This window comes from Halobacillus sp. H74, from assembly GCF_052246715.1.
GTDB classification, from domain to species: domain Bacteria; phylum Bacillota; class Bacilli; order Bacillales; family Halobacillaceae; genus Halobacillus; species Halobacillus litoralis_A.
Genome location: NZ_JBQQCI010000001.1, coordinates 280842 through 306625 on the forward strand (window position 1 = coordinate 280842; position 25784 = coordinate 306625).

General features: G+C 43.5%; 21 protein-coding genes. 5 read left to right on the plus strand and 16 right to left on the minus strand.

The genetic code is table 11. The features are described from left to right. The first annotated feature begins 176 nt into the window (after nucleotides 1-176). From ACTWPX_RS01375 to ACTWPX_RS01385, 3 genes are all read left to right on the plus strand, one after another. The gene (locus ACTWPX_RS01375; RefSeq protein WP_443118184.1) at nucleotides 177-1532 is read left to right on the plus strand and encodes a sensor histidine kinase; all 1356 of its coding nucleotides are present in this window, start codon (nucleotides 177-179) and stop codon (nucleotides 1530-1532) included. After that, entirely contained in the window at nucleotides 1510-2130 is a 621-nt protein-coding gene (locus ACTWPX_RS01380) for a response regulator (RefSeq protein ID WP_128525416.1), read from the plus strand. The genes ACTWPX_RS01375 and ACTWPX_RS01380 overlap by 23 nt, the downstream gene beginning before the upstream one ends. 69 nt (nucleotides 2131-2199) lie before the next feature. Then, nucleotides 2200-2922: a Bax inhibitor-1/YccA family protein gene (locus tag ACTWPX_RS01385; protein WP_443118185.1), complete on the plus strand. Its 723-nt coding sequence runs from the start codon at nucleotides 2200-2202 to the stop codon at nucleotides 2920-2922. A gap of 54 nt (nucleotides 2923-2976) precedes the next feature. On the opposite strand, the gene ACTWPX_RS01390 is transcribed toward ACTWPX_RS01385, so the two are convergent. The 14 genes from ACTWPX_RS01390 to nirB (ACTWPX_RS01455) form a co-directional block, all read right to left on the minus strand. Next, nucleotides 2977-4287 (minus strand): alpha/beta hydrolase, encoded by a 1311-nt coding sequence (locus ACTWPX_RS01390; RefSeq protein ID WP_443118186.1) that lies wholly within the window; start codon nucleotides 4285-4287, stop codon nucleotides 2977-2979. A 159-nt stretch (nucleotides 4288-4446) separates the two neighbouring features. Continuing rightward, nucleotides 4447-5619: an MFS transporter gene (locus ACTWPX_RS01395; protein WP_443118187.1), complete on the minus strand. Its 1173-nt coding sequence runs from the start codon at nucleotides 5617-5619 to the stop codon at nucleotides 4447-4449. 168 nt (nucleotides 5620-5787) lie between these two features. Continuing rightward, nucleotides 5788-6831: an ATP synthase beta subunit C-terminal domain-containing protein gene (locus ACTWPX_RS01400; protein WP_443118188.1), complete on the minus strand. Its 1044-nt coding sequence runs from the start codon at nucleotides 6829-6831 to the stop codon at nucleotides 5788-5790. 399 nt (nucleotides 6832-7230) lie between these two features. Next, nucleotides 7231-8631, minus strand: coding sequence for an amidase (locus tag ACTWPX_RS01405; protein ID WP_443118189.1), 1401 nt, complete (start codon nucleotides 8629-8631; stop codon nucleotides 7231-7233). A 25-nt stretch (nucleotides 8632-8656) separates the two neighbouring features. Continuing rightward, nucleotides 8657-9292: a diguanylate cyclase domain-containing protein gene (locus tag ACTWPX_RS01410; protein WP_443118190.1), complete on the minus strand. Its 636-nt coding sequence runs from the start codon at nucleotides 9290-9292 to the stop codon at nucleotides 8657-8659. An 8-nt stretch (nucleotides 9293-9300) separates the two neighbouring features. Next, nucleotides 9301-9927 carry a PAS domain-containing protein gene (locus ACTWPX_RS01415; RefSeq protein WP_443118191.1) on the minus strand — a complete coding sequence of 209 codons (627 nt, stop codon included), beginning with the start codon at nucleotides 9925-9927 and terminating at the stop codon, nucleotides 9301-9303. Nucleotides 9928-10313: 386 nt separating this feature from the next. Beyond that, complete coding sequence (locus ACTWPX_RS01420; protein ID WP_443118192.1) at nucleotides 10314-11048, minus strand: CAP domain-containing protein; 735 nt, start codon at nucleotides 11046-11048, stop codon at nucleotides 10314-10316. Nucleotides 11049-11132: 84 nt separating this feature from the next. Then, the gene (locus ACTWPX_RS01425; protein WP_443118193.1) at nucleotides 11133-12278 is read right to left on the minus strand and encodes a DEAD/DEAH box helicase; all 1146 of its coding nucleotides are present in this window, start codon (nucleotides 12276-12278) and stop codon (nucleotides 11133-11135) included. 129 nt (nucleotides 12279-12407) lie between these two features. Then, nucleotides 12408-12587 (minus strand): hypothetical protein, encoded by a 180-nt coding sequence (locus tag ACTWPX_RS01430; protein WP_443118194.1) that lies wholly within the window; start codon nucleotides 12585-12587, stop codon nucleotides 12408-12410. A 77-nt stretch (nucleotides 12588-12664) separates the two neighbouring features. Beyond that, nucleotides 12665-13444: a uroporphyrinogen-III C-methyltransferase gene (gene cobA, locus ACTWPX_RS01435; RefSeq protein WP_443118195.1), complete on the minus strand. Its 780-nt coding sequence runs from the start codon at nucleotides 13442-13444 to the stop codon at nucleotides 12665-12667. A gap of 46 nt (nucleotides 13445-13490) precedes the next feature. Continuing rightward, nucleotides 13491-13814 (minus strand): nitrite reductase small subunit NirD, encoded by a 324-nt coding sequence (nirD, locus tag ACTWPX_RS01440; protein ID WP_443118196.1) that lies wholly within the window; start codon nucleotides 13812-13814, stop codon nucleotides 13491-13493. Nucleotides 13815-13843: 29 nt separating this feature from the next. Continuing rightward, nucleotides 13844-16234 (minus strand): nitrite reductase large subunit NirB, encoded by a 2391-nt coding sequence (gene nirB / locus ACTWPX_RS01445; protein WP_443118197.1) that lies wholly within the window; start codon nucleotides 16232-16234, stop codon nucleotides 13844-13846. Nucleotides 16235-16952: 718 nt separating this feature from the next. Then, nucleotides 16953-19091, minus strand: coding sequence for an assimilatory nitrate reductase catalytic subunit NasC (nasC, locus tag ACTWPX_RS01450; protein ID WP_443118198.1), 2139 nt, complete (start codon nucleotides 19089-19091; stop codon nucleotides 16953-16955). Between the two features lie 49 nt (nucleotides 19092-19140). Further along, nucleotides 19141-21495: a nitrite reductase large subunit NirB gene (gene nirB / locus ACTWPX_RS01455; protein WP_443118199.1), complete on the minus strand. Its 2355-nt coding sequence runs from the start codon at nucleotides 21493-21495 to the stop codon at nucleotides 19141-19143. A 332-nt stretch (nucleotides 21496-21827) separates the two neighbouring features. Between nirB (ACTWPX_RS01455) and ACTWPX_RS01460 the strand changes: the two genes are divergently transcribed. Continuing rightward, a complete protein-coding gene (locus tag ACTWPX_RS01460) occupies nucleotides 21828-23297 on the plus strand; it encodes a NarK family nitrate/nitrite MFS transporter (RefSeq protein WP_443118200.1) in 1470 nt (489 codons plus the stop codon). A 125-nt stretch (nucleotides 23298-23422) separates the two neighbouring features. Here the strand turns inward: ACTWPX_RS01460 and ACTWPX_RS01465 are convergent, their stop codons facing one another. Together ACTWPX_RS01465 and ACTWPX_RS01470 are read right to left on the minus strand one after the other, a co-directional pair. Beyond that, nucleotides 23423-23716, minus strand: coding sequence for a dihydroxyacetone kinase phosphoryl donor subunit DhaM (locus tag ACTWPX_RS01465; RefSeq protein ID WP_443118486.1), 294 nt, complete (start codon nucleotides 23714-23716; stop codon nucleotides 23423-23425). 18 nt (nucleotides 23717-23734) lie between these two features. Next, nucleotides 23735-23863, minus strand: coding sequence for a DAK2 domain-containing protein (locus tag ACTWPX_RS01470; protein WP_443118201.1), 129 nt, complete (start codon nucleotides 23861-23863; stop codon nucleotides 23735-23737). Nucleotides 23864-24211: 348 nt separating this feature from the next. Between ACTWPX_RS01470 and ACTWPX_RS01475 the strand changes: the two genes are divergently transcribed. Next, a complete protein-coding gene (locus tag ACTWPX_RS01475) occupies nucleotides 24212-25621 on the plus strand; it encodes a Na+/H+ antiporter NhaC family protein (protein WP_443118202.1) in 1410 nt (469 codons plus the stop codon). Nucleotides 25622-25784: the final 163 nt, after the last annotated feature.

Sequence of the window (25784 nt, forward strand, 5' to 3'; positions counted from 1 at the left end):
GACACCTTTCATCCTGAAATAAATATATGTCCATTATACTATTCCTTTTCCGGAATGCCATAGGGTGGATAACTGAAAAATTATTATGGTAACGCTTCAAAGTAAAAAAGCATCGAAAAAAATGCCCGCTTATATTAGAATAAATAGAAAGAAGTACGTCGTTGGGGGTGAATACAATGGTTAGAACGATATTACGCGCTAAGAGTTTTTGGATCAAAATAGCTCTCATCCTCACTGGAATCACCATGCCCCTTTGGTTGAGCGTGGAACGATCAGGTCTTGCCTCCATCATAGAAAAACTACAAGCTTCCCCTTCAGGTAGTACACTTATGATGGCTGCCTTCGGACTTATCATGTTAAATACGGTCCGGGCACTCCCCCATTACTTAGGGGCTCTACTACTTGGAGATGAACTTGGGGCCCGTCTCGGGTATTCATGGTTAAAGGTTGCTATCCCCTTAACCGTCATCCCCCTTGTCTATGCGATCATCAATGGGTATAATTCTATCAATTATCATTTTGGCGGTCCCGCCTTATTCCTATTACTTTCCATAGCGGTGCTTCATTTCTTAGGTAAAGGACAGCTCCGCCCTGTATTTAAATCGTTCATACTTGCTCAATTACTGTTTGGATTCCAATGGTTAGACACTGTTTTGTTCTTAACTGCCTTCGGTTTCGGTGGGGGAGAAATTTCAATGGAAGTCAAAACAATTGCCTCGCAGCTAGGTTTCGGCAGTACGTTGAGTTTTTACAGCCTTGTCTTTTTTGCTGTATTCATCATTAATGCTACGGTGTTGGCAATTTATTTGACCGTTTCTGAACAAAAAACACGAATGAGACAGGATCTCGATATTGCCCGTTTGGACATGGTGGAATCACGATCCGGAAGGGAGGCTCTTCATCTTGTCCATGATTTGAAGACCCCCCTTTCTTTAATGGAAGGGTTAAATTCACTGATTCAGATGAAAACAAACGACCAGGAAATACTTCAATATACCAATAAGATTTCGTCTTCCATCCAAGCCACGAGCGATATGGTATCAGAAATCCTATATCACGAAAAAAAGAACTGGTGTACACTGAAAACGTTCATCGAATATGTACGTGCCAATAAACTATCAGACTCAGCAACAATTTATGCTTTCGACCTTGAAGCATCAGAGCATATCGAGATTTTCATCAACAAAATCCGTATGACCCGAGCGCTCGTCAACTTGATTGATAATGCGAGTGATGCTGTGGAAGGGAAAAAAGAAGCCAGAGTGACCATCGCTACAAAAGTCGCTCATGAGGGTATTCTGATTGGAGTCAAAGATAATGGACATGGCATCAGCCAAGACAACATCGATAAAATATGGAACGCTGGATACAGCACAAAATCACACCCAGGGGTGGGCCTGACATTTGTAAAAAATGTCGTCAAAGAACATGGAGCCGAGCTTTCCATTGAAAGTGAACAAGGGATTGGAACGACATTCTGGATCCATTTACCGAAGGAGAGAGTAAAAGATGAAAATACTGATCATGGATAATGATGAATCTCTGCGTTACATGCTGACAGAGTTCTGCAAGCATGCACAGTGGGAGTCTGACACTGCTGCCAATGGTCGTGAAGGTGTAGACAAGTTTTTAAAAGGTTCCTATGACGTCATTCTCGTTGATTACCATATGCCTGAGATGGACGGCTTACAAACGGTACGGGAAATACGAAAACACAACTCGGTTATCCCGCTCTTAGTGTTGACCGTTGATGAAAGACAAGAAGTAGCTGATCGATTTTTAGAAGAAGGAGCTACCGATTTTGCTTTGAAGCCGGTAAAAGCACCTGATTTGATTTCCCGTATCAAGTTACATGCGCAAATCGCCAACATGAAGCATGCGCAAGAGGAAGATGAAGACATATTCACAGCAAAAGGAATCAGCAAAGGTACACTCCATTCCATAGCAAGTTTCTTACAGGAAAACCGCGAAGCCTACCCTGTTGATGTAATATCAAAAGAAATAGGTCTTGCATATCCGACCGTGTATCGATATTTAATGCATCTCCTTGATGAAGGAAAGGTCAAACAAGTGGTCAGTCACCAAAAGATCGGCCGTCCTAAGAAATTATACAAGTGGTATGCTCACTAGAGGAGAAGTGTGTTAATCACCCCTTTACAGGGTAATAAATGAAACAGGTCTTTTTTTAGGAGTGAAATAATGAGATCAGGAAACCCGGTACTTAAAAATAACACATTTCAACGCTCTTCTGGTCAAGATCAAACCATGACTCTTGGCGGCACAGTAGCTAAAATAACGCTATTATTCCTGTTCCTTCTAGGGACAGCACTCTATACTTGGTATCAGTACTCACAAGGGGTCAACGTCACAATGATGATGCTGATCGGAGCAATCGGCGGATTGATTTTCGCTCTAATCACAGCCTTCTTCCCTAAAGCTGCGCCAGTTACAGCCCCCATTTATGCAGCATTGGAAGGCTTTTTCATTGGAGGGATTTCAGCATTTCTGGAAGGATCTTACTCAGGAATCGTTATTCAGGCAGTCAGCCTGACTTTAGCGGTAATGGGCGTTCTTCTCTTCCTCTATGCAACAAGAGTCATTAAAGTGACTAAAAACTTCCGATTAATGGTCGTTTCCGCTACATTGGGCATTTTCGTCGTCTACCTGATCAACTTCGTCATGAACTTTTTTGGTATGCAGGTCCCTTACCTGCACTCAAGCGGACCGATCGGAATCGGTATTAGTATTTTCATCGTAGCAATCGCTGCCTTGAACCTGGTCCTGGACTTCGATTTCATTGAACAAGGGGTGAATCGCGGAGCCCCGAAACACATGGAATGGTATGGAGCCTTCGGTCTGATTGTGACCCTCGTTTGGCTATATATTGAAATTCTACGTCTATTACAAAAGATTCGCCGTTAATTGAATGAGCAAACAGAAAACAGTTTCGGATAAATATCCGAAACTGTTTTTTTATTAATTAAAGTTGTTTTCAGCTAAAAAGTCGATGATGCCCTCTACCAACCCTTCAGCCAAGGGTAAATCAGGATCAGTATAGGTGGATAAGTTTTCTTCTCTATTTTCAGGTGCTTGCTTCAATACATGGTTCATGTCCTCAATGATTAATATTTCCGATTTATTAGCGCTGGCTTCGTTCATCAGCTTTGCATCTTCAACAGGGACTTGAAGGTCATGGCCCCCATTAATAAGTAATGTCGGAACATTCAATTCCTGCAGTTGTTCTGATGGATCATAGGCCATCCATGAACGGAGAAACGGCTGGACGTCAGGTGCAAACAACCCCATCAAGGGCTCACTTACTTCTGAAACCTCTTTCCCACTTCTCAAGTTTTCAAGCAGTGCTCGACTTTCACTAAGCAGATCTTCCGATAAGCTCTGTTCTAACTGTTTTTCAAGAACTCTATCGATCGGTCTTCCAGCTCCAGCTATTGATATGAAAGCCTCTGTGGTCTCTGGTCCTGCTGCCATCATACCGACAAGCGATCCTTGACTATGACCGATAACCGCAATATCAGTGAATCGTTTATCACTTTCCAGCAGTTCCAGCCAATTTTTAGCATCATCAATAAAAATATCAAACCGCATCTCTTTTTCTTCTACAACGGCCTCAGTATTCTTTCCGGCACCACGTTTATCATAACGAACAGAGGCAATCCCTTGTGCGGCTAAACCTTCTGCTAACAATTTAAGGCTATCGTTCTTTCCTGGCGAGCTTTGTGAATTCCCATTACGATCCGTGGGGCCTGAGCCCGGGATGATTAGAGCGACGGGTGCAGACTCCTTCCCTTCTGGCAAAAGCAATTCACCGTACAGGGTTCCTGTAGGTGTTTCAATAGAAAGAAAATCCTCTTTCCCTGTCTCTTCCTTTATTTCGTCACTTTTTTTCAAAGAAAAAGGAAAGCTCTGCCCAGCTTGATTGAATGTCCCATTTAATTTATCCTCTCCCATCGTTCCATCAAAACGGATGGACTGACCAGGTACAGGCATTTGAAAGCTCACTTTTCCTCCATTCACATCTATCTCCGATAAGGAAAAACGATCGACATTCTGGACAGGAATGCTGATGGTTCCACTCCATTCTTCTTCTTTATTGAATTCTATATTGATATTTAAAGGTTGGTTCGGTACATCAATCGTCCCTTCCCAATAACCTTCCAATTCACTGCCTGCCTCATTACCCACTTTCTGCTCATCAGTGTCCTCCTTGTTGACACATCCTGTAATAAATAAAATGGATACTGTTATCAGTATTAATATTCTTTTCATGCCCATACTCCCTTCCTCTAAAATTTTACAGGATTCAAAGGAATTATATAACCTCAAAGCTTAGACTTTATTTCCTTCGGGAGGGGTTAATTTCACCGGAACTTTTTTATAAATCCTAGAATGAAAAATCTCCGCCGAATTAATCGACGGAGTTTAAGGTCAACTGCTCGCTTGAGTAGACTTTTGACTATTCATGAAGAATGAGGTAATCAACATGAGCAGCAAGAAAATAAGAACAATACTGAAACCGCCGGCCATACCGAAGATTTCAGAAGCGACACCGATAATGTAACCGGCTATACCGCCTCCTAGACCTGCTGCAATGTAAATTAATCCGAGAGCAGAACCACTTGTTTTAGATAGCTGTGTACCGAAAGCTGTCGCTGTCGGGAAGAGCGCTGAAAAGAATAAACCTGCACCTGCGAATAAATACGGAAAGCTTTCAGCTACAAGAAAACTTACTCCTACTATAATCAACGAACCTGCGGAGAATGTGATCAAAATGATCCGTTCATTGATCCAATTCGTCAAGTAAGCGACACCTAGACGTCCAACCATGAAAAAGATGGAAAAGACAGAAAGTATCGTAGCAACCATGTCTTCTTTTGCTTGTTTTGAAATCCCGCCCAAATCAAGGGACTTCAAATAGGTGGGAAAGAAATTCGTAAAAGAGACTTCTGCAGAAACTTGAAATACTAAAAAGACCAGTAAGAATACAAATTGAGCATCTTTCAACATTGGAATAAAAGCTTTAAGATCGATTTTCTCTGCTTTACCAGAAGGAAAAGCGACACTTGTAATATAAATGATGACTGCAATAAGAGTAGCAGCAATTCCTATATAAAAATAACGCCAAGAAGCGAATTGGAACATAAAGTTCAGGAGTTGAGGGAACAGCACCATCCCTAAACCATACACTCCCATCGCAAAGTTGAACATTTGATTTTGTTTTTGTGGATAGGCAGCTGGTACTATGGCATTCGAGGCTACACCGAGAGCGCCAAGACCGAAACCGACGATCATATAAAAACCGAGGAAGAACATGATATTCGGTGCAAGACCTGTACCTAGAAACCCAAGTCCCATAATGATCGAACCGATGATCGTCATCGTACGCAAGCCCTTTTTATCCGTATAGTAACCAATGATCACGCTGGCGAGCGTGAATCCAAGTTGGAAAATGAAAACGACAAGACCGAACTGGCCCATGTCCAAGCCTAAATCGTTCTCCACCTGGTCAAGGACAATTCCCTTTGTATTTGTGACACCACCCGAAATGAATTGGGTAAACATAAGAATAATTAATGCATGTATACTTTTTCCCTTAGACATGTGGAAAACCTCCTGAATCTTAAATAGTTCCCAAACATTTTCAAGAGATTCCCCACACTTTCAAGGATAAAACTTCATTTTCCAGTGTAAACGTTTTTTTATTAATATTTTTATATAGTTATTTTTATTATATTTTCCAAAGTGATTCTCTTCAAAAAGAAAACCACATCATCCAGAAATTCTCCCCACCATAGCAAAGTCTTCTTTGTCTTTATGGTCGTAAACTCCTTCGATCAATTTACGTACATCAACAAGCACTTGTTCTAGTTGTACATGTACCCCTTCCACTCCTGTAAAAGCTTCAGCTACAAAGAGAGGTTGAGTGAGATAGTTTTCCAGCTTCTCTCCTCGCTGATAGATTTGAGTGTCTATTTCAGATAAAGTTTCCACCCCGCTCACTCTTACTATTGATTTCAATTCTCGATACCGGCGTAATAATTTTTGGGCTTTTTGTTGTGTGTAAAAGTGATTTTGCTCAAGATTCGCACCTTCCAGCACAGTGGAGGTCGAGTGCAAAGGGTGGATGGCTGGATACAAATGATGTGCGGATAATTCCATATCGAACTGCCACAATGTTTCTAAAGGACCGTATGGTAAATCTTTATCGATTGCTTCCCCTTTCAGGTCAACTAAAAACGTGGTGACAGATGGGAGATCAGCCCATTTTTCTTGGAGCCTGTAAATCGTTCCATCTATCACATGAGAGCGATCAGCAACAAAAATCACATCTGTGTTTTTTCCAATATGAATAACTTTTTCCTCAACCTCAGAGATTGAGAGGCAATTAAAATCTACAAGTTCTGTGATATCACTGATTTCGGGGTGGTCGCCTTCCGGTTGAAGAAAAGCGATTTTAAATTTCCTCTTATTGAGGCGATGAAAGATCTCTGCAAGAACAACAAGCTGGCCCATTCCTGGTCGTGCCACCAGGCCGGCAGTTCCTCCTTTAGCTAACGGAGCAAATAAGTCAATCACCTTTATCCCTGTTTCAATCATTTCAAACCTCTCCCCTCTTATAATCAGTTCATCCAAACTACATTCCGCTAAAGAAGCTAACGCCACAAGGGTCCGCACTTCGGTTCGTCCCAATGATATTTTTCCATTGCACAGATTTGAGACAGTTGCAGGTCTCAGTCCAACTGTGCGTGCAGACTTGGTCAGATTAGGAACACGTCTTCGTAACAATGCTACATTCAAATGTATAGATTCCATTTAATCCCTCCCATTACTTTTAATAGTAATATTAATTACGTTTAAAATCAATAAATATTACGCTATAACGTAATATTAGTTACTATTTAAATTCTCAATTGGAATTCATCATTATATGGAATCCTTTATATGGAGAAAATTCGGTTTGCAAACAGAGATGGAATTGACGCGAAGAGGGATCTTTCAACAAGGGGAAGAACAAATGTAGATACCTTTACCTAAAAACGGAATGAAGTAGCTGCCAAAAAGATCTATAGTGGGAGTGATTTGAGGCGCAGACCCCTTACTTTAAATCATATGGAGGGGTGAAGAAAAGGCGGTGCAATGGCTCTTTCGCATTTGTCTTTCTTCAAGAATTTTGCACAATAGAAAAGAGTAAGGAAACTATCGCTAGTTTCCTTACTCCTTCAATAAATCATCATATCGTTGGTGCCATGGTTTCGCTTCTTCCAACTGTGCCGCTAATTTAAGCAATGTGCGCTCATCTCCGAACCTGCCCGTAAAATGAGAACCGATGGGCAGATTGTTATCATTCCAGAAAAGAGGAACACTCATCGCAGGCTGACCTGTAACATTTGCTACAGGGGTCAGGTGAGCATATTGGGCGGAAACTGCTAAAATCTCATCGATTGTTTTATCTTCTCCATCATAAAAGCCAAGAGGTAAAGCTGACTTAGAGTTGACGGGATGCAGCAGGACGTCGTATTTCTCGAAAAATTGATGGAACTTCACACTTTCGGTTGCCAGGATCAGACGCGCTTGTTCATATTCCATGGCGGAATACCTTGATGCTTTCTCAATCAGGGTGAATAACATCTTTTCCAAGTTTTCTACGTTCGGATCCTTACCATTCATTCCAGCAGCTTCTTTGACTGCTAAAGCCCCTCCAACGACCCAAACAACAACAAAAGCCTCCATGAACCGATGAAGATCAAAATCAGGGTATGCGATTTCAACATTGTGACCGAGAGACTCGCATAATTGGGCCGTTTCACGAATAGCCTGCTGAACGTCCCGGTCAATCTCCATAATTTCACCAAACTCAGCTAAGTATGCGATTCTCAATGGTGAGAGAGCCTCATGATTTATTGAGGAATAGGGGGCTCCACTGGGAGGTGTAGCGTAGAGGTCACCTATTTGGGGGCCTTCAAGAACATCCAGCAATGCCGCACTATCTCTCACTGATTTCGTGACTCCGTGGCTGACAGCTAAACTATTCAACCTCATGGAAAACGGTGTTCTACCTCTGGTTGGTTTTAATCCGAACAAGCCGCAATTGGAAGCTGGAATTCTGATGGACCCGCCTCCATCACTTGCATGCGCAAATGGAACCATACCCGATGCTACTGCAGCTGCGGCTCCCCCACTCGAACCTCCTGGTGAATATTCCGTGTTCCATGGGTTTTTCGTATACCCCAAATGTACGGACTCTGTCGCAGGAGTAAAACCGAATTCTGGTGTGTTCGATTTCCCTATAAAAGTCAATCCACCACGTTTGAAACGTTTTACAATTTCATCATCCCAAGTCGCTTCAAAACCTTCCATAACCTTCGACCCGTAAGAAAGTGGGTACCCTTTTACTGCATTCAAATCTTTAATTAAAAAAGGCAGACCCTGAAATAATCCTTGCTTATGGACTGGTTCATCATCGATAAAATGAACGACAGCGTTCAAATCAGGATTCTTACGTTTCATAACGGCTCTGTAATGTTGGACAATTTCTTCTACTTTCAATTCTTTTCCTTGCAGCAGTTCTAGTAGATCGACAGCATCTAAGTGATGCAGTTCATTCATTTCCATAACGCTACATCTCCTTCCCCAGCAGTCACTCTTGTTTATAAATAGAGACACAATTACGTCCTTTTTCTTTAGCTTCGTAAAGGGCATGGTCTGCTTTGCTCATTAAGTCCCCCTGGGATGTCCCGTGTTCAGGATAAATGGATATGCCCATCGAAACACTGATCGAGATTGTATATCCCCGCAAAAGAATAGGTTCTGAAATCCGCTCCATCATCCTGTCAGCGACCTGCTGTGGTTGGGCCACCGAAGTAAGGTCCGATAATAAAATAACAAACTCATCGCCCCCCAATCTTGAGAGAAAATCCGAGTTTCTCAACCCTTGTTCCACACGTTTTGTAAAAATGACAAGGACCTCATCCCCAACTTGGTGACCATATCGATCATTGATTTGTTTGAAATTATCCATATCAATGAAAAGAAGAGCGAGGAAAGAATTCGTCTTTTCTACTCTCTCCAATTCATCTTTCAACTTATCAAAAAAGTAGCGCCTATTGGGAACTTTCGTCAATTGATCATAATAGGCCAGCTTCTCTAACGCGTTGTGCTGTGCTATACGCTCAGATATGTTGCGACAGATCGTCTGCACAGCCTGGACCTGGTGATACTTGACCAGTCCCCCATGCATCTCAACATCGATGACAGAGCCGTCTAATTTGATCAACTTCCGTGTTATCGTCCTTTAACCATTTCTCCTGAAAATAATGTCGCTAGCCTTTCCCTCACCTTATCCGCTCTCTCATCATTAACAAAAGCCTTTATATCCTGACCATGAAGCTCGGACTTCTGTGTGGCCCCTAACAGCTTGATTCCTGCTTTATTCACATAAATGATTCTATCCTCCTCGTCATGGACAAAGACAGAGTCGGGGGATGTCTCCACTAATGATTGGTAACGACTTTCGCTTTCCTTCAACTCTTGCTCTTTTCGATGCAGCAAGCCTAGAGCAGATATTGGTTCATCTTTAATGAAAAGTAAGTATGTACGATCTTCAACATATTGTATGTAGTGGTTTTCTTGAAAGGGGGATTGTGCTCGTTCAGAGTTCCACAACACCTGCCCAGGAAATCTGCCTGCCCTTTTCAAAGCTTTCACCAAGTGGAACTGATTTGTATTTTCATGGAGGTCAGAAATATTCATCCCGAAGAGCTCCCCGTATTTCTGTCTCATACTAGGATTCATATAGGTGAATGTGAATGATTCATTCTTTTGTTTAATGAGTGCAATACCATCACTCATGTGCACAAACACGTTTTCTAATAAAGATTGACTCTTAATTAAGGTTTGAATGCCGTCCATGAATGCCACTTCTTTCTTTTATTTATGTGAGATAAAAGTACTAGAAAATATTGAATGTAACCTCAAAATTATAACATTATCCTAGCAATAAATTCCATTTGCAGCAATGAATTTTCTTATTTTTCTTAACTTTTTCATTTTATAGGAAATATCACCTTTAAGATCTTCATTAGTAGACTTAAGTGCATAGTCTTGCTAGCATATTACTAAATCGAAGTAATTAAACCTCCATTAGCTGGAAGGACGATATTGTTTCGACCTAAACCTCGCCCGTCTATTGCTTCTTAATCTTAAAAAACTCCCCCCCCATTCTCCAGGCAAGACAAAGAGCAGGGCAACCCTATGATGGGTGCCCTGCTCTTCTGTAATCTATTCAGGGGCTGCTTTTATCTCGGTTTCATGAACAGTTGTGTCCAATAGGTATGGTAAGGACCAGCACCTTCGATATAGCCCACTCCGATATGAGTGAAATCTTCATGAAGGATATTTGCACGGTGCCCCTCACTATTCATCCAACCTTCAACCACTTGTTCTGGAGTGCGTTGACCTGCAGCGATATTTTCTCCTGCTGTCCGGTAGCGGAAATTGAATTCATCCATCATATCAAACGGAGAACCATAGGTCGGGGAGGTATGACTGAAATAGCTGTTGTCTGCCATATCTTGAGACTTCACATTCGCCAGTCCGCTGAGACGATTATGAATTTGAAGCGGCTCCAAATCATGCTTTGCCCTTTCCTTGTTGACTAAGGTAACAACTTCCCGTTCGAAGTCACCAGGTTGATAATCTCCCAGCGAACCCTCAGTGGCCGGCGCCTCGCTTGGAGTCTCGCTTGAAGCCTCTGACTCTTGCTCTGGTGCTTCTTTTTCTTCTTCTATTTGTTCATCGGGATACTTCCATTCAATCTGTTCAAAAAACTCGAAAAAGGATTCTAGATCTGTTGTCCAATTCTGGAATTCCTTTTGTATATCTGTATTATCCACCCACCCCTGGATGTGCTGGGTCACTTTTTCGTATGAAGCCTTTGGACCTTCTTTCCATAAATCCTGGGCAGATACTGGTGTCGCTAAGATGATGATGCCACTCAACGCCACTAGAAAGAGAATAAATTTTTTGATCATACTCGTACTCTCCTCATTCTGGCTGGATGTTATTTCTTATCTCCAGTATTCCACGGTCCCTTTCCAAACGCAAGCCATGACATCTCAGCGATGTGTGTCCTGCAAGCGTCCTTTAGACATCTTCTTCTGGTGTAAAGTCAATTCTAAATCCCGCGCAAACTTTTTCAACCTTTTTTCTTCCACTGGATTTACCAGGGAAACGACCGTACCTTCCGCAGAACCGATGCGTCCTGTTCTTCCGGCGCGATGGATATATGATGTCATATCCTTAGGTACGTCTAAATTGACGATACAGTTGATTTCCTTAATATCCAACCCCCTGGCAGCTACATCTGTCGCTAATAACAGAGGGTATTCACCTTTTCTGAATTCTTTTATTGCTTTTGCACGCTGCTCTTTATTTGCATCACTGTGCAGCAAGCCGATATCCAGGTTTTGATAGGTTAACTTCTCAGCCATAATATTCAACTTCGCGATATCCTGCATGAACCCAAGTCCTATGAAACCGTCCATCCGGGCCAGTTTACGCAGCGTCTCTATTTTGTCCCGATCTTCACATACAATATACGTGTGCGTGACATCAGGCTTTTTCAACTCTTCGGTTACACGGATGACTTCCGCTTCTTCATCCATGAAATCCTGAGCAAGGTCAATGACTTCGTCTGGCAATGTTGCAGAAAATAGAAGGATCTGGGTATCCTTCATCGTCGTTTTCAGCACACTTTCCACGGTATTGATATGTTCCGGGACAAGCAGCTGATCCGCTTCATCCATGACGACACTTTTAATTTCATGTGACTTCAATTTCTTTTTCTCTATCAACTCATAGATGCGCCCGGGTGTGCCTATGATGATATTCGGTTTTTTCTTCAGTTTGTCGATCTGACGTTTAACATTAGCTCCACCTATCAATGTGGTGCTTGTTATTCCACTTCCTTTTGTCCAGGTGAGTACCTCTTGATGAATCTGCATGACTAGTTCATGAGAGGAGGCCATGATCAAAATTTGTGTATGCTTTTGGTTCGGGTCCACCCTTTGAAGAAGAGGAAGTAAATATGCAAGCGTCTTTCCGCTCCCCGTCGGTGCTTCCGCCAGAACGTCCCCGCCATTTAATATAAAGGGGATGGCTTTCTCTTGTACTTTCGTCAATGTATCGAAACCAGCGGTCTCCCATGCTTGTTTAGAGGTAGGGATGAGGTCAGAGAACCATGGTTGGTCAAAGTCATTCATGTTTGTATCGGTCCTTTCTTAATTGAAAATTGCTCTTGTTTTATCTAAAAAAAATAGGCCTCTTCCCATATTGGATGGACGAGAGACCTTTCATACATGATCCATAGCTTATCTTTCATTATACCATCATTAAGCAGAAGTTTCGATAAACTTCTTCATGTGCTCTAAGTGGTCCTGGTCTTCTTTTTTGATGATTTTCTTAACCAGGGGTTTCATCAGTTTGTTTCGAAGCCCTTCTGTGTAAAGTTCTCCTTTGAAGTCCACCCTAGTCCCTTCGCTCGTTTCAATGAACGAATAATGATAACGCATATCAGTTCCATGCTGGGCACTTCGTACAGCATACTGGCCTGGCTTCTTTTTATATATTATATAAAATAAATCCTTTTTTAAGCTTCCAAAGCTTCCAACTCGACTGGATCCTCGTTTAATAGATTCAACTGGTGGAGACGGCTGCGGAAACGCACGACTTCTCCCACTACAATCATCGCAGGATTCGAAATCTTCGACTTTTCGACGACATCTACAATATTCCCAAGCGTACCCGTCACTACCCTTTGATCTTCAGTCGTCCCTTGCTGGATGATCGCTACTGGCGTATCCTTTTTCTTTTCGTTACTTAGGAGTTGATCGCAGATATAGGGCAGGTTAGTGATTCCCATATAGATGGCCAATGTATCAACCCCTTTAGCTAAACTCTCCCAATCCACTTCCTTGTACTTTCCTTTACAACGATGGCCCGCAATGACAGCAAAAGAGCTGCCCATATCCCGATGGGTGATGGGGATCCCGGCATAAGCAGGAGCCGCAATCCCAGAGGTGATCCCCGGTACGATGTCAAAAGAAATTCCATGCTTGGCCAATTCCTCTGCTTCCTCAGCACCTCGGCCGAATACAAAAGGATCTCCTCCCTTTAAACGGGTGACGGTTTTTCCTTCCTTAGCGTATTTGACTAATAAATGGTTGATCGTTTCCTGTTTCAAGATATGAAACTTCGGGTGTTTCCCGCAAAACACAAAGTCTACGCCAGGTTTTGCTTCTTTCAGTAATTGTTCATTCACTAACCGGTCATATAGGATGACGTCGGCTTTTTGAATGCATTTCAAAGCCTTTACTGTGATTAAATCCGGGTCTCCTGGTCCTGCTCCAACTAGGTACACCTTTGACATATGGCTCCTCCTTAGGTTTGTTCCTTCTTATCAGCAACTGGGCAAATCATTGTGGCAGCAGGACATAAACGCCGCCATCTTTGACTGAAACCTCGAACGTTTGCACACATCCCTCATCAGGCTCCTGCACCTTCCCATCCCTCACACTGATTTTCCAGTCGTGCATCGGACAAAAGACATGTTCACCACTCACCATTCCTTCCGCAAGCACGCCTCCTTTATGCGGGCACCTGTTTTCTATCGCGTGGATCCTGCCATCGTCGAGTTTGAAAATGGCTAATTCCAAATCTCCAATGACGGTCGTTTTTCCGATCTTGTCAGGCAGATCCTCTATGCGGGCTACAAAAACTTCATTTAATACAGTTTCCATCGAAAAGCCTCCTTAGGATTCGTAATATCTTATGGAACTTTTACCGTTTGGTAAAGATCTTTCAATATCGTCTGATCTTCCAACGCTTCCTTCCAAGGTTCCTGCAGAACGGACAACGCTTCTTCCATACGATGATTCAAGTCGATGAACGTTTTCTTATCACCGAGAACGGCTTTAATCTTATCCAGGCCTACTCTTTCAACCCAGGCTGATGTACGTTCAAGATAGGTAGCATCTTCTCTGTAATATTGTAAAAAGGCGGCCGAGGTATCTAAGACTTCTTCTTCTGTCTTCACCTTGCATAACAGCTCGGCTTTCCTCATGTGCGTACCACCGTTACCTCCCACATAGATCTCAAACTCGCCATCAAGTCCTACAACGCCTAAGTCTTTCACTGATCCCTCGGCACAGTTTCTCGGACAAGCAGACACACTCATTTTCACTTTATGCGGAGTGTTGAGCCCCTCGAATTTCTTCTCCAGTTGTACGCCTAAGCCAATAGAATCCTGGGTCCCGAATCGGCAGAAGTCAGCGCCTACACAAGTTTTTACCGTCCTTAGGCCTTTGGCATAGGCAGACCCTGACGGCATGTCAAGTTCGGACCAAATACGTGGCAAGTCTTCTTTCTGCACACCCAGCAGATCGAGGCGCTGGCCGCCGGTGACTTTAATCAATTTCACTTCGTATTTATCCGCCACATCAGCGATTTTTCTTAAATCCGTGGCGTTCGTTACGCCACCGTACATACGAGGAACAACAGAATAGGTACCGTCGTTCTGTATATTGGCATGAAGGCGCTCATTCACGAAACGGGATTCTTTTTCATCTTCATACTCTTTAGGATTGAGCATTCCTAAGTAATAGTTCAAGGCAGGTTTACACTTGGAGCAGCCTTCCTCCGACTTCCATCCCAGCACATTCATCACTTCTCTTGTATGAGTAAGACCTTTCTCTTTGATTTCTTCGACCACTTCATCCTTGGATAATGTCGTGCAGGCACAAATCGATTCTTTCTGGAACTGATCGAATTGATCTCCTAAGGTATGTTCTAAAAGCTCAGATACGAGTGATTTACATCCCCCACATGACCTTGAAGCATTCGTACAGCCCTTCACCTGTTCTACGGTGGCAAGTCCCTGACTGTTTATGGCTTCTACAATCGTCCCCTTCGTCACTCCATTACATCCACAGATGATTTCTTCATCTGGCATGTCGGCGACCAAATCAGAACCACCTCCATCAGTTTCCATGTATTCTTCGATCGCAGCCCCTTTATTGATCAGCGATAACAGCCGGTTTCCATCTTTCGTATCTCCGAATAGAACGGCTCCAGTTATTTTCCCGTCGTCAATAAGGACTTTTTGATAAACCCCGTTCCAATCATCAAACACTTTAATAGATTTCGTTTCTTCATCTTCATTGATTTTTCCGGTAGAAAAAACGTCAACCCCTGACACTTTCAATTGCGTGGATAGCACGGATCCCTGATACCCTTTACCGTCCAACTCACACATTCTTCGTGCCATTTCTTGCCCTTGCTGATACAACGGAGCGACTAAGCCGTACACCATTTCCCTGTGCTCGGCACACTCCCCGACAGCAAAAATATTCGGAATTTCTGTCTCCAAATGATCGTTCACAAGAATCCCCCGGTTGACAGGGATTTCGGTTTCTTTAGCCAGGCTGACGTTAGGTTTGATTCCCACTGCCATAACGACTAAGTCCGCTTCAATTACTTCTCCATCTTTAAACTTGAGGCCTTCGACTCGGTCATCTCCAATAATCTCAGCGGAATGCTTCTCTAAAAGAAAATTCATTCCTTGCTCTTCTAATTCTCTTTGCAGCATCTTCCCTGCCGTCTTATCCAGCTGCCTTTCCATCAAGTAATCAGCTATATGTACCACAGCCACGTCCATCCCCAGATTCAGCAATCCTCTGGCCGCTTCTAAACCGAGAAGGCCGCCGCCGATGACCACGGCTTTCTTATAATCGTTTGCGCATTCCATCATTTTTTCACAATCTTTGATGTCACGAAACGCGGTCACTCCTTCTTTGTCAGCTCCTGGCAGAGGAAGCATGAAGGGAACAGACCCTGTAGCCATGATCAATTTATCGTAATCCACTTGACGATCCTTGTCTGTATAGACTCGTTGATTATCCTTATCGATGGCTGTTACGGTTTCTCCTGGATAGAGAAGGATACCGTTATCTTCGTACCATTCCCAGCTATTTAGAGTGATATCGTCAATTTTTGTATCTCCCTGTAAAACTTTAGACAATTCGATTCGATTGTAATTTGGATATGGTTCACTCCCGAATACGGTAATCTCAAATTGATCCGGAGATAATTTCAATACTTCTTCAACGGCTCTCACACCTGCCATACCATTTCCTATAAGAACTAGCTTTTGTTTTGCCATGCAGCAGAACCCTCCAAGTAGTTGTAATTTTTAGAAAATTAAGTGTATGTTCATTGTATGTGGAGGTACAAGCTTGTTCAACTTTAATGTCAGAAAACCTCACATGCTTTTTCATGTAAGCACTTTCTTTTATTTTCCATATAAAAAGAGGCAATGTTATACATCAAGGTTCCGCGTTAGACTCAATAAAAATAAACCACCATGGATAATGAAGGATATCCAGATAACCCTAAAGGAATCTCCCTTTAGGGTACGTTTTTTAAAAATAAACGTTTCATCATGATAAACGAAAAGTCACATTTACTGTTAGTGATCATTACAATTGGAGCGCCGTTTCTTTTTCATTCCGTGGGGGCTATCTGAATGAGTCTCCAATGTACAGAGAGTTTTACCCATATTGATGGAGCATTTCACCGCCTCATAGAGGACTTTTAATTTCTCATATGAGTTCTTCGATCGCTTTGAATAAGGGGGAACTGGAGATGATAGGTGAGAGCCCGGAGGACGAAGTCCGAGGGAGCTCAGCGCATGTCCACCGAAAGCGAGTAATTTCCCGGACCTCTTTTTCCATCCAAGGCAACGGAAACATAACTACACACATCTCGAAATCTGCTAGATAATTGAATAACTCTTTAATGGAAAATCAACAAAGACGTTTAACATAGCCTAAAAAAAGAGAAGGCTACCATTGAGATAGACTCCTCTTTTTGACATCCTCTTAATTCAAGTAAGGACTTACGTTGACAGCGACCACTTTAAACCCCGGCATACGGCAATCAGGGTCTAATTTATTTGAAACTAAGCGATTGACATTTTGCTTGCCAGCCCAATGAAAAGGAACGAATACCGTATCTTTCCTTATTTCCTCGTTCCACTTGCTACGCACCACAATGTGCCCCTGGGCGGACTCGACCTTAACCAGCATACGATCTTCCAAACCATATTCCCTTCCTGTTTTTGGATGGATTTCAATGAAGGATTCAATATTCCGTGCGGCTAACGAAGAACTTCTCCTCGTCTGTTCGCCCGAAAGATAATGGGACATCACCCGGCCAGTGGTCAAGGTTAGTGGATAGTCGTCACTTGTTTGATCCTTTTTCACTTTAGGCACATTTTCAACTACAGCCATTTTCCCTTTTCCATCTGAATGGGCGAAATCATGTTCAAATAACCTCTCTGTCCCTTCATGATCCTTATCCGGGCACGGCCATAAGACTCCATTTTGCCGTCGAATCTTTTCATAGGTGATGCCATAGTAATCGGCCTTTCCGCCTTTAGTGGCGAGCCTTAATTCATTAAAAATGTCTTCCGCTTCAGAATAGGGAAAGTATTCACCTTTTCCGAGCACTTCCGCCATTTCGCAAATGATCTGCCAGTCATGCTTCCCTTCTCCGGGAATCGGACGGCTGGCCTCTCTCAGCACAACCCTCCCCTCAATGTTGGTCATTGTGCCTTCGTCCTCTAAATAAGAGGAGGCGGGAAGGATTAAATCGGCCATTTCTGCAGTTTCAGAAATAAACAAATCCACAGCTACGAAAAACTTCAACTTCTTCAAGGCATTTTTCACAAAGTTCGCATTCGGGTTAGAAACGACTGGATTAGAACACATCAGAAACATGCCGGTGATTGTTCCCTCCTCTATTTTTTCGAACATTTCATATGCGGAAACCCCTTCCCCCGGCAAGTCTTCTTCTTGGATGCCCCACACCTCCGACACGTACTTTCGATCTTCTTTATTTTCGATGGAACGATAACCTGGCAGCTGATCCGCTTTTTGACCATGTTCCCTCGCTCCTTGACCATTCCCTTGTCCAGTAACAGCACCATATCCCGAATAAGGTTTTCCGATCTTTCCTGTAGCAAGGAGAATATTTAAGAATCCGCGAACGGCTGCCGTTCCGTCTGTTTGCTGCTCGACACCCCTTGCTGTAAAAATCATCCCTGAATCCTCTTGACCGAATATGCTGGCTGCTTGATAGAGATGTTCTTTTAATAGTCCTGTAAGTTCTGCAACTTCATCCAAATCGACGGAAGACAGATGATGTGCCACTTCTTCAAAGCCGTTCACACGCTTCTGTATGAACGCTTCGTCTATGTAATTTTCCTCGATCATGATTTTAAGCAGTCCGTTGGCGAGAGAGGCATCCGACCCTGGTTTATTTTTCAAATGCAAGTCTGCTATTTTTGTCGTGGCGGTCTCACGTGGGTCGATCGCGATGATGTAGGCCCCGTTTTCCTTCGCCTTTTCGAAATAGGGCATGATGGTAGGCTGGCACTCGGCGATGTTTGTCCCCGCAAGCATGATGCATTTTGTATGAGGAACTTCCTGCAAACTGTTCGCAAAGCCTCTGTCCACGCCAAAAGACTGATTAGCCGCCGTTGCCGCAGAAGCCATACATAAGCGGCCGTTATAATCGATGTATTTTGTCCTTAGCACCACGCGGGCGAACTTACCTAAAAGATAAGCTTCTTCATTGGTGAGCGAGGCACTGCCATACACTGAGAGTCCATCAGAACCATCTGTTTCTTGTATTTCCTCAAAGTTATGACGGATATGGTCCAAAGCTTCCTTCCATGCAATCGCCTTGAACTCACCGTCCACCTTCAACAATGGCTGCTTGATCCTCTCCCTGTGGAGGGCGTGCTGGTGAGCATTCATCCCTTTCACACACAGCCGTCCCTGAGATGTGGGGTTATCTTTGCCGACTGTTTTGTAAGTCGTCCTCGATACGTCTTTCTGCTCAATCAACTGCATCTTACATTGCATACTACAGAATGGACATTGCGTATCGTAGACTTTTTCGGATTGCACTTGTCTCTGCTTATCGCGGAAGTACTTCAGCATCAACTCGGTCACGTGGTCTCCTCCTTCACCTTAGTCATCTCCTGGCAACTATTGTGCACAATTACATGTTCACCAATGTGTCATTTCGCTGAGTGCTGTCCACATTCATCCTCTCGAGAAAATCACCGCGGATTTCTTCATTGAATAACACTTCCCTTACATGAACAAGGCCGACTCGATCCAGCCATTGCCACGTTCGCTCTCTGTACCTGGCAGACTCCCGGTAATATTGAATAAAACCTGCCATGAACTGCAGCGCTTCTTCGTCCGAATGAACGACACATAACAATTGCCCTTCCCGGACATTTTTGGCACTGCTCCCGCCGACATAAATTTCCCATCCACCGGAAACTTTGATGCTCCCTATATCTTTGGTGGTAGCCTCTGCTCCATTGTGAAAGCAAAGAGAAATTTCTATGTTTAGTCGATATGGGGTTTGTAAAAGCTCTGTTCTTTGCTCCAGGCTTCGGATCAAATCAAACGGATACTGTTTCGTGCATGGGCACTGGTCCTCTCCGATACTCGTTTGGATAGGGGAGACTTTATTTACCCCCGGCACGACCAGAGGCATGTCCAAATCCGCCCAAACCCTAGAAAGGTCCTTCTTTTTCACACCCAAAAAATGAATACGCTGACTACGCGAAATCGCAAGTTCAATAGAAGAGTATTTGTTAGCTACATACGTCATTTTATTCAGCTGCTCGATATTTGGGATCCCACCATGAATTTGTGGAGTGACCACGTATGTACCATCACTTTGAAGCGCTGCATTCATCTTCTCATTGAGATAGAGAGCCTCCTCATTGTTTTCAAACCATGGGTGGATCATTTGTAGGTAATAGTTCAATGCAGGGCGGCAATCGGAGCACCCCTTTTCCGTATTCCATTCTAACTCGTCCATGATTCCCTCCCGTGTGGCTAACTCTTTCAGCTGGATTTGTTCTACGACTTCATCTTCGGATAGGGAGGTGCAGGCACATAAGGATTCATCTTTTACTTCTTCATTAAAATGGTCACTGGAGATGTAATCTAAGAGTTCGGCTACAGAAGGCTTACAACCTCCACAAGAACTAGAGGCTTTCGTACACGTTTTCACCTCATCCACCGTTTTCAAGTTTTCTTGTTGGACAGCTGCGATGATCGATTCTTTGGAAACCCCATTACAGGTACAGACATTGTCGGTCAAAGGTAATTTAGCCATAGGAGAATTTCCCGGATCCAACGAGTCCAGCAAGGAAGCCTTATCCTGATCAGAGACCACCTTTTCTTTCACGATCGTATCCAATAATTTCGGCCCTAGGCGAGTATCCCCGAAAAGGACGGCCCCGACGGCTTTATTCCCTCGGAACACGACTTTTTTATAAACTCCTTCAATGTCATTTTGATAATGAATCCCTTCCGTGGTTCGATCAGGTGTGAACTGACCGACGGAAAAAACATCGACTCCAGAAATCTTCAATTGAGTAGAAAGAACAGAACCGCGGTAACCTGAAACCTTCTTGCCGCACAAATGACGGGCAAGCACCTCTCCTTGTTCATAAAGCGGCTGCACCAATCCATAAACGATGCCTTCGTGTTCGGCACACTCCCCGATCGCGTATAGATCAGGAGTATTCGTTTCCAGAAAATCATTCACAAGAATTCCTCGGTTCGTCTCCACCCCACTATCTTTGGCCAATTGACTATTCGGCTTGATCCCTACTGCCATGACAACAAGATCCGTCTCTACTTCCGTTCCATCATCGAACCGAAGCCCTTCTACCCGTTCTTCTCCTAGCACTTCATGAGAAACTATGTTAAGAAGAAAACGCATCCCTTGGCTTTCCAGTTCTTTTTGAAGCATCAGAGAAGCCTGTTCGTCCAATTGTCTCTGCATGATGTATTCAGACCGGTGTACAACGTCCACTTCCATCCCTAAATTCAGCAGTCCTCTTGCGGCTTCGAGCCCTAAAAGCCCTCCGCCTATGACGACAGCTTTTTTGTAGTGATCAGCTGTTTCGATCATACGTTGACAATCTTCAATCGTACGGAAGGAGATCACGCCCTCTTTCTCCACCCCCGCCAATGGCAAAACGAACGGAGAAGAACCCGTGGCCATGATTAACTTGTCAAACTCAACCTCCCTCCCCAAATCTGTTTCCACGCACTTATTTTCCTTATCGATCTGAGTAACCATTTCACCTGTATAAAGAGTAATCCCATTCTCTTCATACCAGATGTAGGGGTTGAGCATGATCTCTTTAAAGGAAGTCGATCCCTGTAATACAGACGAAAGCATGATCCGGCTATAGTTCCCATGAGGCTCCCGGCCAAAAATAGTGATATCAAAAGCGTCTGGACCTTCACGGAGGATGTTTTCAACGCAGCGAACACCTGCCATTCCATTTCCGACGACCACCAGCTTCCGTTTAACCATAATAAAACCCCCAGAATTTATATAAATCACTGTGCAATATACAACAGACTAGCATGAGGGGTTTAACTTGTCATTCAGTGTGTAAGAAAAACTGACAAAACAGTCTTATTTAAAGATATTCACTCTTCATCTACAAACTGGTTTGAAGGGAATTTTTTGAAAAAATTCTCTCCATTTATTAAAGCCCTTTCATTGTTTAAACAAAAAGGTTTATCTCCTTGAACATGTGTACGATTCCCTTCAAATCAATGTCATAAAATCTGACATGTAACGTGACAAAATTTAAATATTTGAAATAATCGGATTAATCAATAAGATATGGAGGCTTGGTTATGGGAGAAGAAAACACCATGTACAAGGGTAATAAGCGGATTTTATTTATGACAACGTTCGCGTTCTTTTTAAGTTTCTTCGTCTGGTTCAACATGGCACCATTTGTTTCAACTATACGGGAGGCTCTGCAGCTTTCTAAAGAAGAAATCGGTGTCCTGCTTTCGATCAACGTAGCACTCACCATCCCTGCAAGGATTATTATCGGTATGCTCGTTGACCGGTTCGGTCCAAAAAATGTGTATACCGTCTTACTTTTGGTGATGAGTATTCCTTGTTTTTGGTTCGCTTTAGCGAATTCGTTCTGGCAGCTTTTCATTGCAAGGGCTTTGCTTTCGGTCGTAGGTGCAGGGTTCGTCATCGGGATCCGGATGGTATCCGAGTGGTTTCCTCCTCGGCAGCTGGGACTTGCTGAAGGCGTTTATGGAGGCTGGGGAAATTTCGGCTCTGCAGCAGCTGCATTCACACTTCCAACCATTGCACTTCTTATCGGCGGAGAAAACGGGTGGCGTTATGCCATCGCTCTTACCGGTGTGTTATGTATCATTTATGCATTATTTTACTATCGATCTGTGGAAAATACACCAGAAGGAAAAGAATATAAAAAACCCAAGCGAAACGGGGCTATGGAAATTACCAGTTACAAAAGCATGTTCGGTCTCATCCTTATGTCGGTTCCGTTGTATGCTGCACTTGCTCTGATCACATGGCAGCTGAGTCATACCTCTCTCATCTCAACATTCGTGGCAAGCGTCATTTATATCATCCTCGCACTCACTTATATGTATAATGTCTATAAAATTTGGAGTGTCAACAGGGAATCATTAAAAGCAGGTGTCCCAAAGAAAGACCAATATTCATTTAAACAGGTTGCCATTTTAGATTTCGCTTACGCCACGACGTTCGGTTCGGAATTAGCCGTGATTTCCATGCTTCCTATGTTTTTTGAAGAAACCTTCAGCATCAGTGTTGCCCAGGCAGGGATGGTAGCGAGCTCCTTTGCGTTCATGAACCTCGTCGCCCGACCGGGAGGAGGATGGCTCAGTGATAAATTCGGTCGTAAAAAAACGTTACTGATTCTTATGGTTTGTTTATCTGTTGCCTATATCGGAATGTCTCAGATCGCATCCAGCTGGCCGATCTTCGCAGCCATCGCCTTGACCATGACTTGTTCTTTCTTTGTACAAGCAGGCGAAGGCGCGGTATTTTCAATGGTCCCGCTCGTGAAGAAAAGGGTGACTGGCCAAGTAGCAGGGATGGTAGGGGCTTATGGAAATGTAGGGGCCGTCTTGTTTCTTGCCATTCTCGGTTTCTTGAATCCAGCTTTATTTTTTATTTTCATTGCCGCTTCTTCTTTTCTTTGCTTTCTCGCCTGTTGGTTCTTGGTAGAACCAAGTGCTTACCTTGAAGCCAGCAGAAAGGATGTCAAAACAGAAAGTCGGGAGAAATCTAAAGAAGATGTTGCCATTTGACTTTCACGTCATGATCCATACAAAAAAGCCGTGCTTTCCTTCTATAAGAAAGCACGGCTTTTCTTTATTTACTGCCAGACTCTTTTTCTAGTGACGCTAAGATTTCATCCAGCGATTGATCCATACTAGATTCCCGCTGCCAAATACGCACCTTCCACAATCGGATAGGAGACAAGGCGAACATTTTCTGACTCCAGCATTTCGATTGCCATTTCAGCATTCATCTTGGCACTGCCCAGATCATAAAACACCAGCGCTCCATTAGCATCCACTTGCTCGATCGCACTCTGAATCTTTTCAAAGCTTGTGCCAATACCTGCACCTTCGCTTCCTCCAGCCGATTCAATCGGCACCCCACCAACCACTTGTTGCAGCAGCTCTTTGATCTCGTCCACTTTCCACTCCGGGTTTTCCTTCATAGCAGCCAATACGGGGGATCAGACGTCGATCATCGTCTTCTCGCCGGCTTCTGCTTTGCCTCTTTGTTTGATGCCATCCAAGGCTGCTTCCACCATATCCGCAAATGCAGCACGATCGACTTGTTTTCCTTTGCAAGCGGTCGACATTTTCAGAAAAACCGTGCCAAATAAAGGTCTGAAGCCCCGCCCACTTTGGACATCACCGTCATGGACTTTTTTTTCAGTACGTCAGCCACTAACGAAACTTTATAAATAATGAAATTATTGCCTTATTCCTACATCAACAAATGTTTAACATTTCTTAGCAAAAAGGGCCCGCTTGTTTGGATTACTTGAATTTTCTATTCAAAAAAGACATGCGATCCTCTCCTCTATACACTACTCTAAAATGTATATCCGTTACCAAAGACGCAACTCCCTTTTTCTCAGCCTAAGAATATCTTGTCCAAATCCACACATGCTAAAAGCAGCAAAAATAAAGCGAGGTACATATTTATGGGATGGATTTCTGTTGTTCCTTTCATTGTCGTCATCATTTCTGCCATTTGGACCAAACAAGTGATTCCAAGCCTGCTTTTTGCGGTAGTGGTAGCAGGATATATCATCGATCCTCATTGGCTCGGGGGAATGATGACTGCTTTAGGATTCATAATAGAAGGCATGACTGATGAGAATAATTTAAAAATCATCCTGTTCCTGTATGCCTTCTCCGCTTTGATCGGTATCGTAAAAATGTCAGGTGGGATTAAGGGGTTTGTGAAAGAGGCGACGGAACGCATCGATCACAAGCGTGGTGCATTCATTTTGACGTGGTTGTCCTCTTTAGGAACTTTCAGTGCCCCCAGCTTTCGGATTGTAACTATCGGACCAGTCATGAAAGCGATGCGAAAAAACATCCCCATGACGAAACAAGAGCTGGGTTTTGTCATTGAGACGACAGCCTCTCCTCTTGTGGTATTGATTCCTGTAGCTACAGCATTTGTAGGTTACATGACTTCTGTCATTGAACTTTCTCTTCAGCAGGCGAATGCGGACGGGGATGCTTATTCCTTATATATCAGCAGCATCCCTTTCAATTTCTTTGCTTTTTCCATGCTCGCAGTTGGATTTTATTTAAGCTTTTTCCATAAAAATAAAAAGCCGGCCACAGATGCCGAAAACATGGACCAAGAAAAGCGGGAGGATGACGATCAATGGGAAGACTGTCATCCAGCTGTGACGAAAAACCTTCCCGCTCAACCGTTGCACCTGATTATTCCATTGATCAGTGTCATCGTACTCACTTTCCTGCTCATGTATATGGTCGGCGTAAGAGATGGCCAAACAGGGTTTAGTGCCTTGATTAATGCGAATGTATTAGATGCTATGGTGTTGGCCGTCGTATTGACTCTTGTTCTGTTCGTCATTTATTTGAAGTTTCGATCAGAGCCATTGAGAAAAATGATGAACACCTTGATTGACGGTGGAAATGAAATGATGGGTGTCATCTTGCTGTTAGCGATGGTTTGGGGGCTGAGTAGTGGATCGGAAGCCTTGGAGTTCGCGGATACAATTTCTTCCTCATTCGGCTGGATTCCAGCTGGGTTCGTGGCTGTCATTATTTTTGTCATCGGTTGCGGATTGTCTTACTTTATCGGATCTTCATGGGGGACTTGGGGGATCCTTATGCCTGTGGGTATTTCTATCGCTACCGTAGCAGGAAGTTCGCTCCCGATGGTGATTGGAGCCGTTTTCGCCAGCGGAACCTTTGGAGCTTTCGCCTCCCCACTGAGTGATGATACGAATACGACAGCGGGAATCTTAAATTTAAACCCGATCAAGTATGCAAAATTCAAGCTGAAACCCGCTTTGATTGCTGCTGGGGTGGCAGCTATCATCTATTTTGGGCTTTCCTTCTTTTTATAAAGTTTTGCATTCATAACCCGCATCGTGTGTGGCCGAGACATCGAATGGCTGGACAAACGATGAGGCGCGCGGCGCAGAGGATCAAAAAATGGTAACTTATAAGATCTAAACACCGAAAGAGCAAGGAGGATAACTCTATTCCTCCTTGCTCTTTTCCCGTATC

Excerpts from the sequence above, each read along its gene's own strand:
- ACTWPX_RS01375 (WP_443118184.1), top strand. The coding sequence starts at position 177 with ATGGTTAGAACGATATTACGCGCTAAGAGTTTTTGGATCAAAATAGCT.
- ACTWPX_RS01380 (WP_128525416.1), top strand. The coding sequence starts at position 1,510 with ATGAAAATACTGATCATGGATAATGATGAATCTCTGCGTTACATGCTG.
- ACTWPX_RS01385 (WP_443118185.1), top strand. The coding sequence starts at position 2,200 with ATGAGATCAGGAAACCCGGTACTTAAAAATAACACATTTCAACGCTCT.
- ACTWPX_RS01390 (WP_443118186.1), bottom strand. The coding sequence starts at position 4,287 with ATGAAAAGAATATTAATACTGATAACAGTATCCATTTTATTTATTACA.
- ACTWPX_RS01395 (WP_443118187.1), bottom strand. The coding sequence starts at position 5,619 with ATGTCTAAGGGAAAAAGTATACATGCATTAATTATTCTTATGTTTACC.
- ACTWPX_RS01400 (WP_443118188.1), bottom strand. The coding sequence starts at position 6,831 with ATGGAATCTATACATTTGAATGTAGCATTGTTACGAAGACGTGTTCCT.
- ACTWPX_RS01405 (WP_443118189.1), bottom strand. The coding sequence starts at position 8,631 with ATGGAAATGAATGAACTGCATCACTTAGATGCTGTCGATCTACTAGAA.
- ACTWPX_RS01415 (WP_443118191.1), bottom strand. The coding sequence starts at position 9,927 with ATGGACGGCATTCAAACCTTAATTAAGAGTCAATCTTTATTAGAAAAC.
- ACTWPX_RS01420 (WP_443118192.1), bottom strand. The coding sequence starts at position 11,048 with ATGATCAAAAAATTTATTCTCTTTCTAGTGGCGTTGAGTGGCATCATC.
- ACTWPX_RS01425 (WP_443118193.1), bottom strand. The coding sequence starts at position 12,278 with ATGAATGACTTTGACCAACCATGGTTCTCTGACCTCATCCCTACCTCT.
- ACTWPX_RS01430 (WP_443118194.1), bottom strand. The coding sequence starts at position 12,587 with ATGCGTTATCATTATTCGTTCATTGAAACGAGCGAAGGGACTAGGGTG.
- cobA (WP_443118195.1), bottom strand. The coding sequence starts at position 13,444 with ATGTCAAAGGTGTACCTAGTTGGAGCAGGACCAGGAGACCCGGATTTA.
- nirD (WP_443118196.1), bottom strand. The coding sequence starts at position 13,814 with ATGGAAACTGTATTAAATGAAGTTTTTGTAGCCCGCATAGAGGATCTG.
- nirB (WP_443118197.1), bottom strand. The coding sequence starts at position 16,234 with ATGGCAAAACAAAAGCTAGTTCTTATAGGAAATGGTATGGCAGGTGTG.
- nirB (WP_443118199.1), bottom strand. The coding sequence starts at position 21,495 with ATGGTTAAACGGAAGCTGGTGGTCGTCGGAAATGGAATGGCAGGTGTT.
- ACTWPX_RS01460 (WP_443118200.1), top strand. The coding sequence starts at position 21,828 with ATGGGAGAAGAAAACACCATGTACAAGGGTAATAAGCGGATTTTATTT.
- ACTWPX_RS01465 (WP_443118486.1), bottom strand. The coding sequence starts at position 23,716 with ATGAAGGAAAACCCGGAGTGGAAAGTGGACGAGATCAAAGAGCTGCTG.
- ACTWPX_RS01470 (WP_443118201.1), bottom strand. The coding sequence starts at position 23,863 with ATGTCGACCGCTTGCAAAGGAAAACAAGTCGATCGTGCTGCATTTGCG.
- ACTWPX_RS01475 (WP_443118202.1), top strand. The coding sequence starts at position 24,212 with ATGGGATGGATTTCTGTTGTTCCTTTCATTGTCGTCATCATTTCTGCC.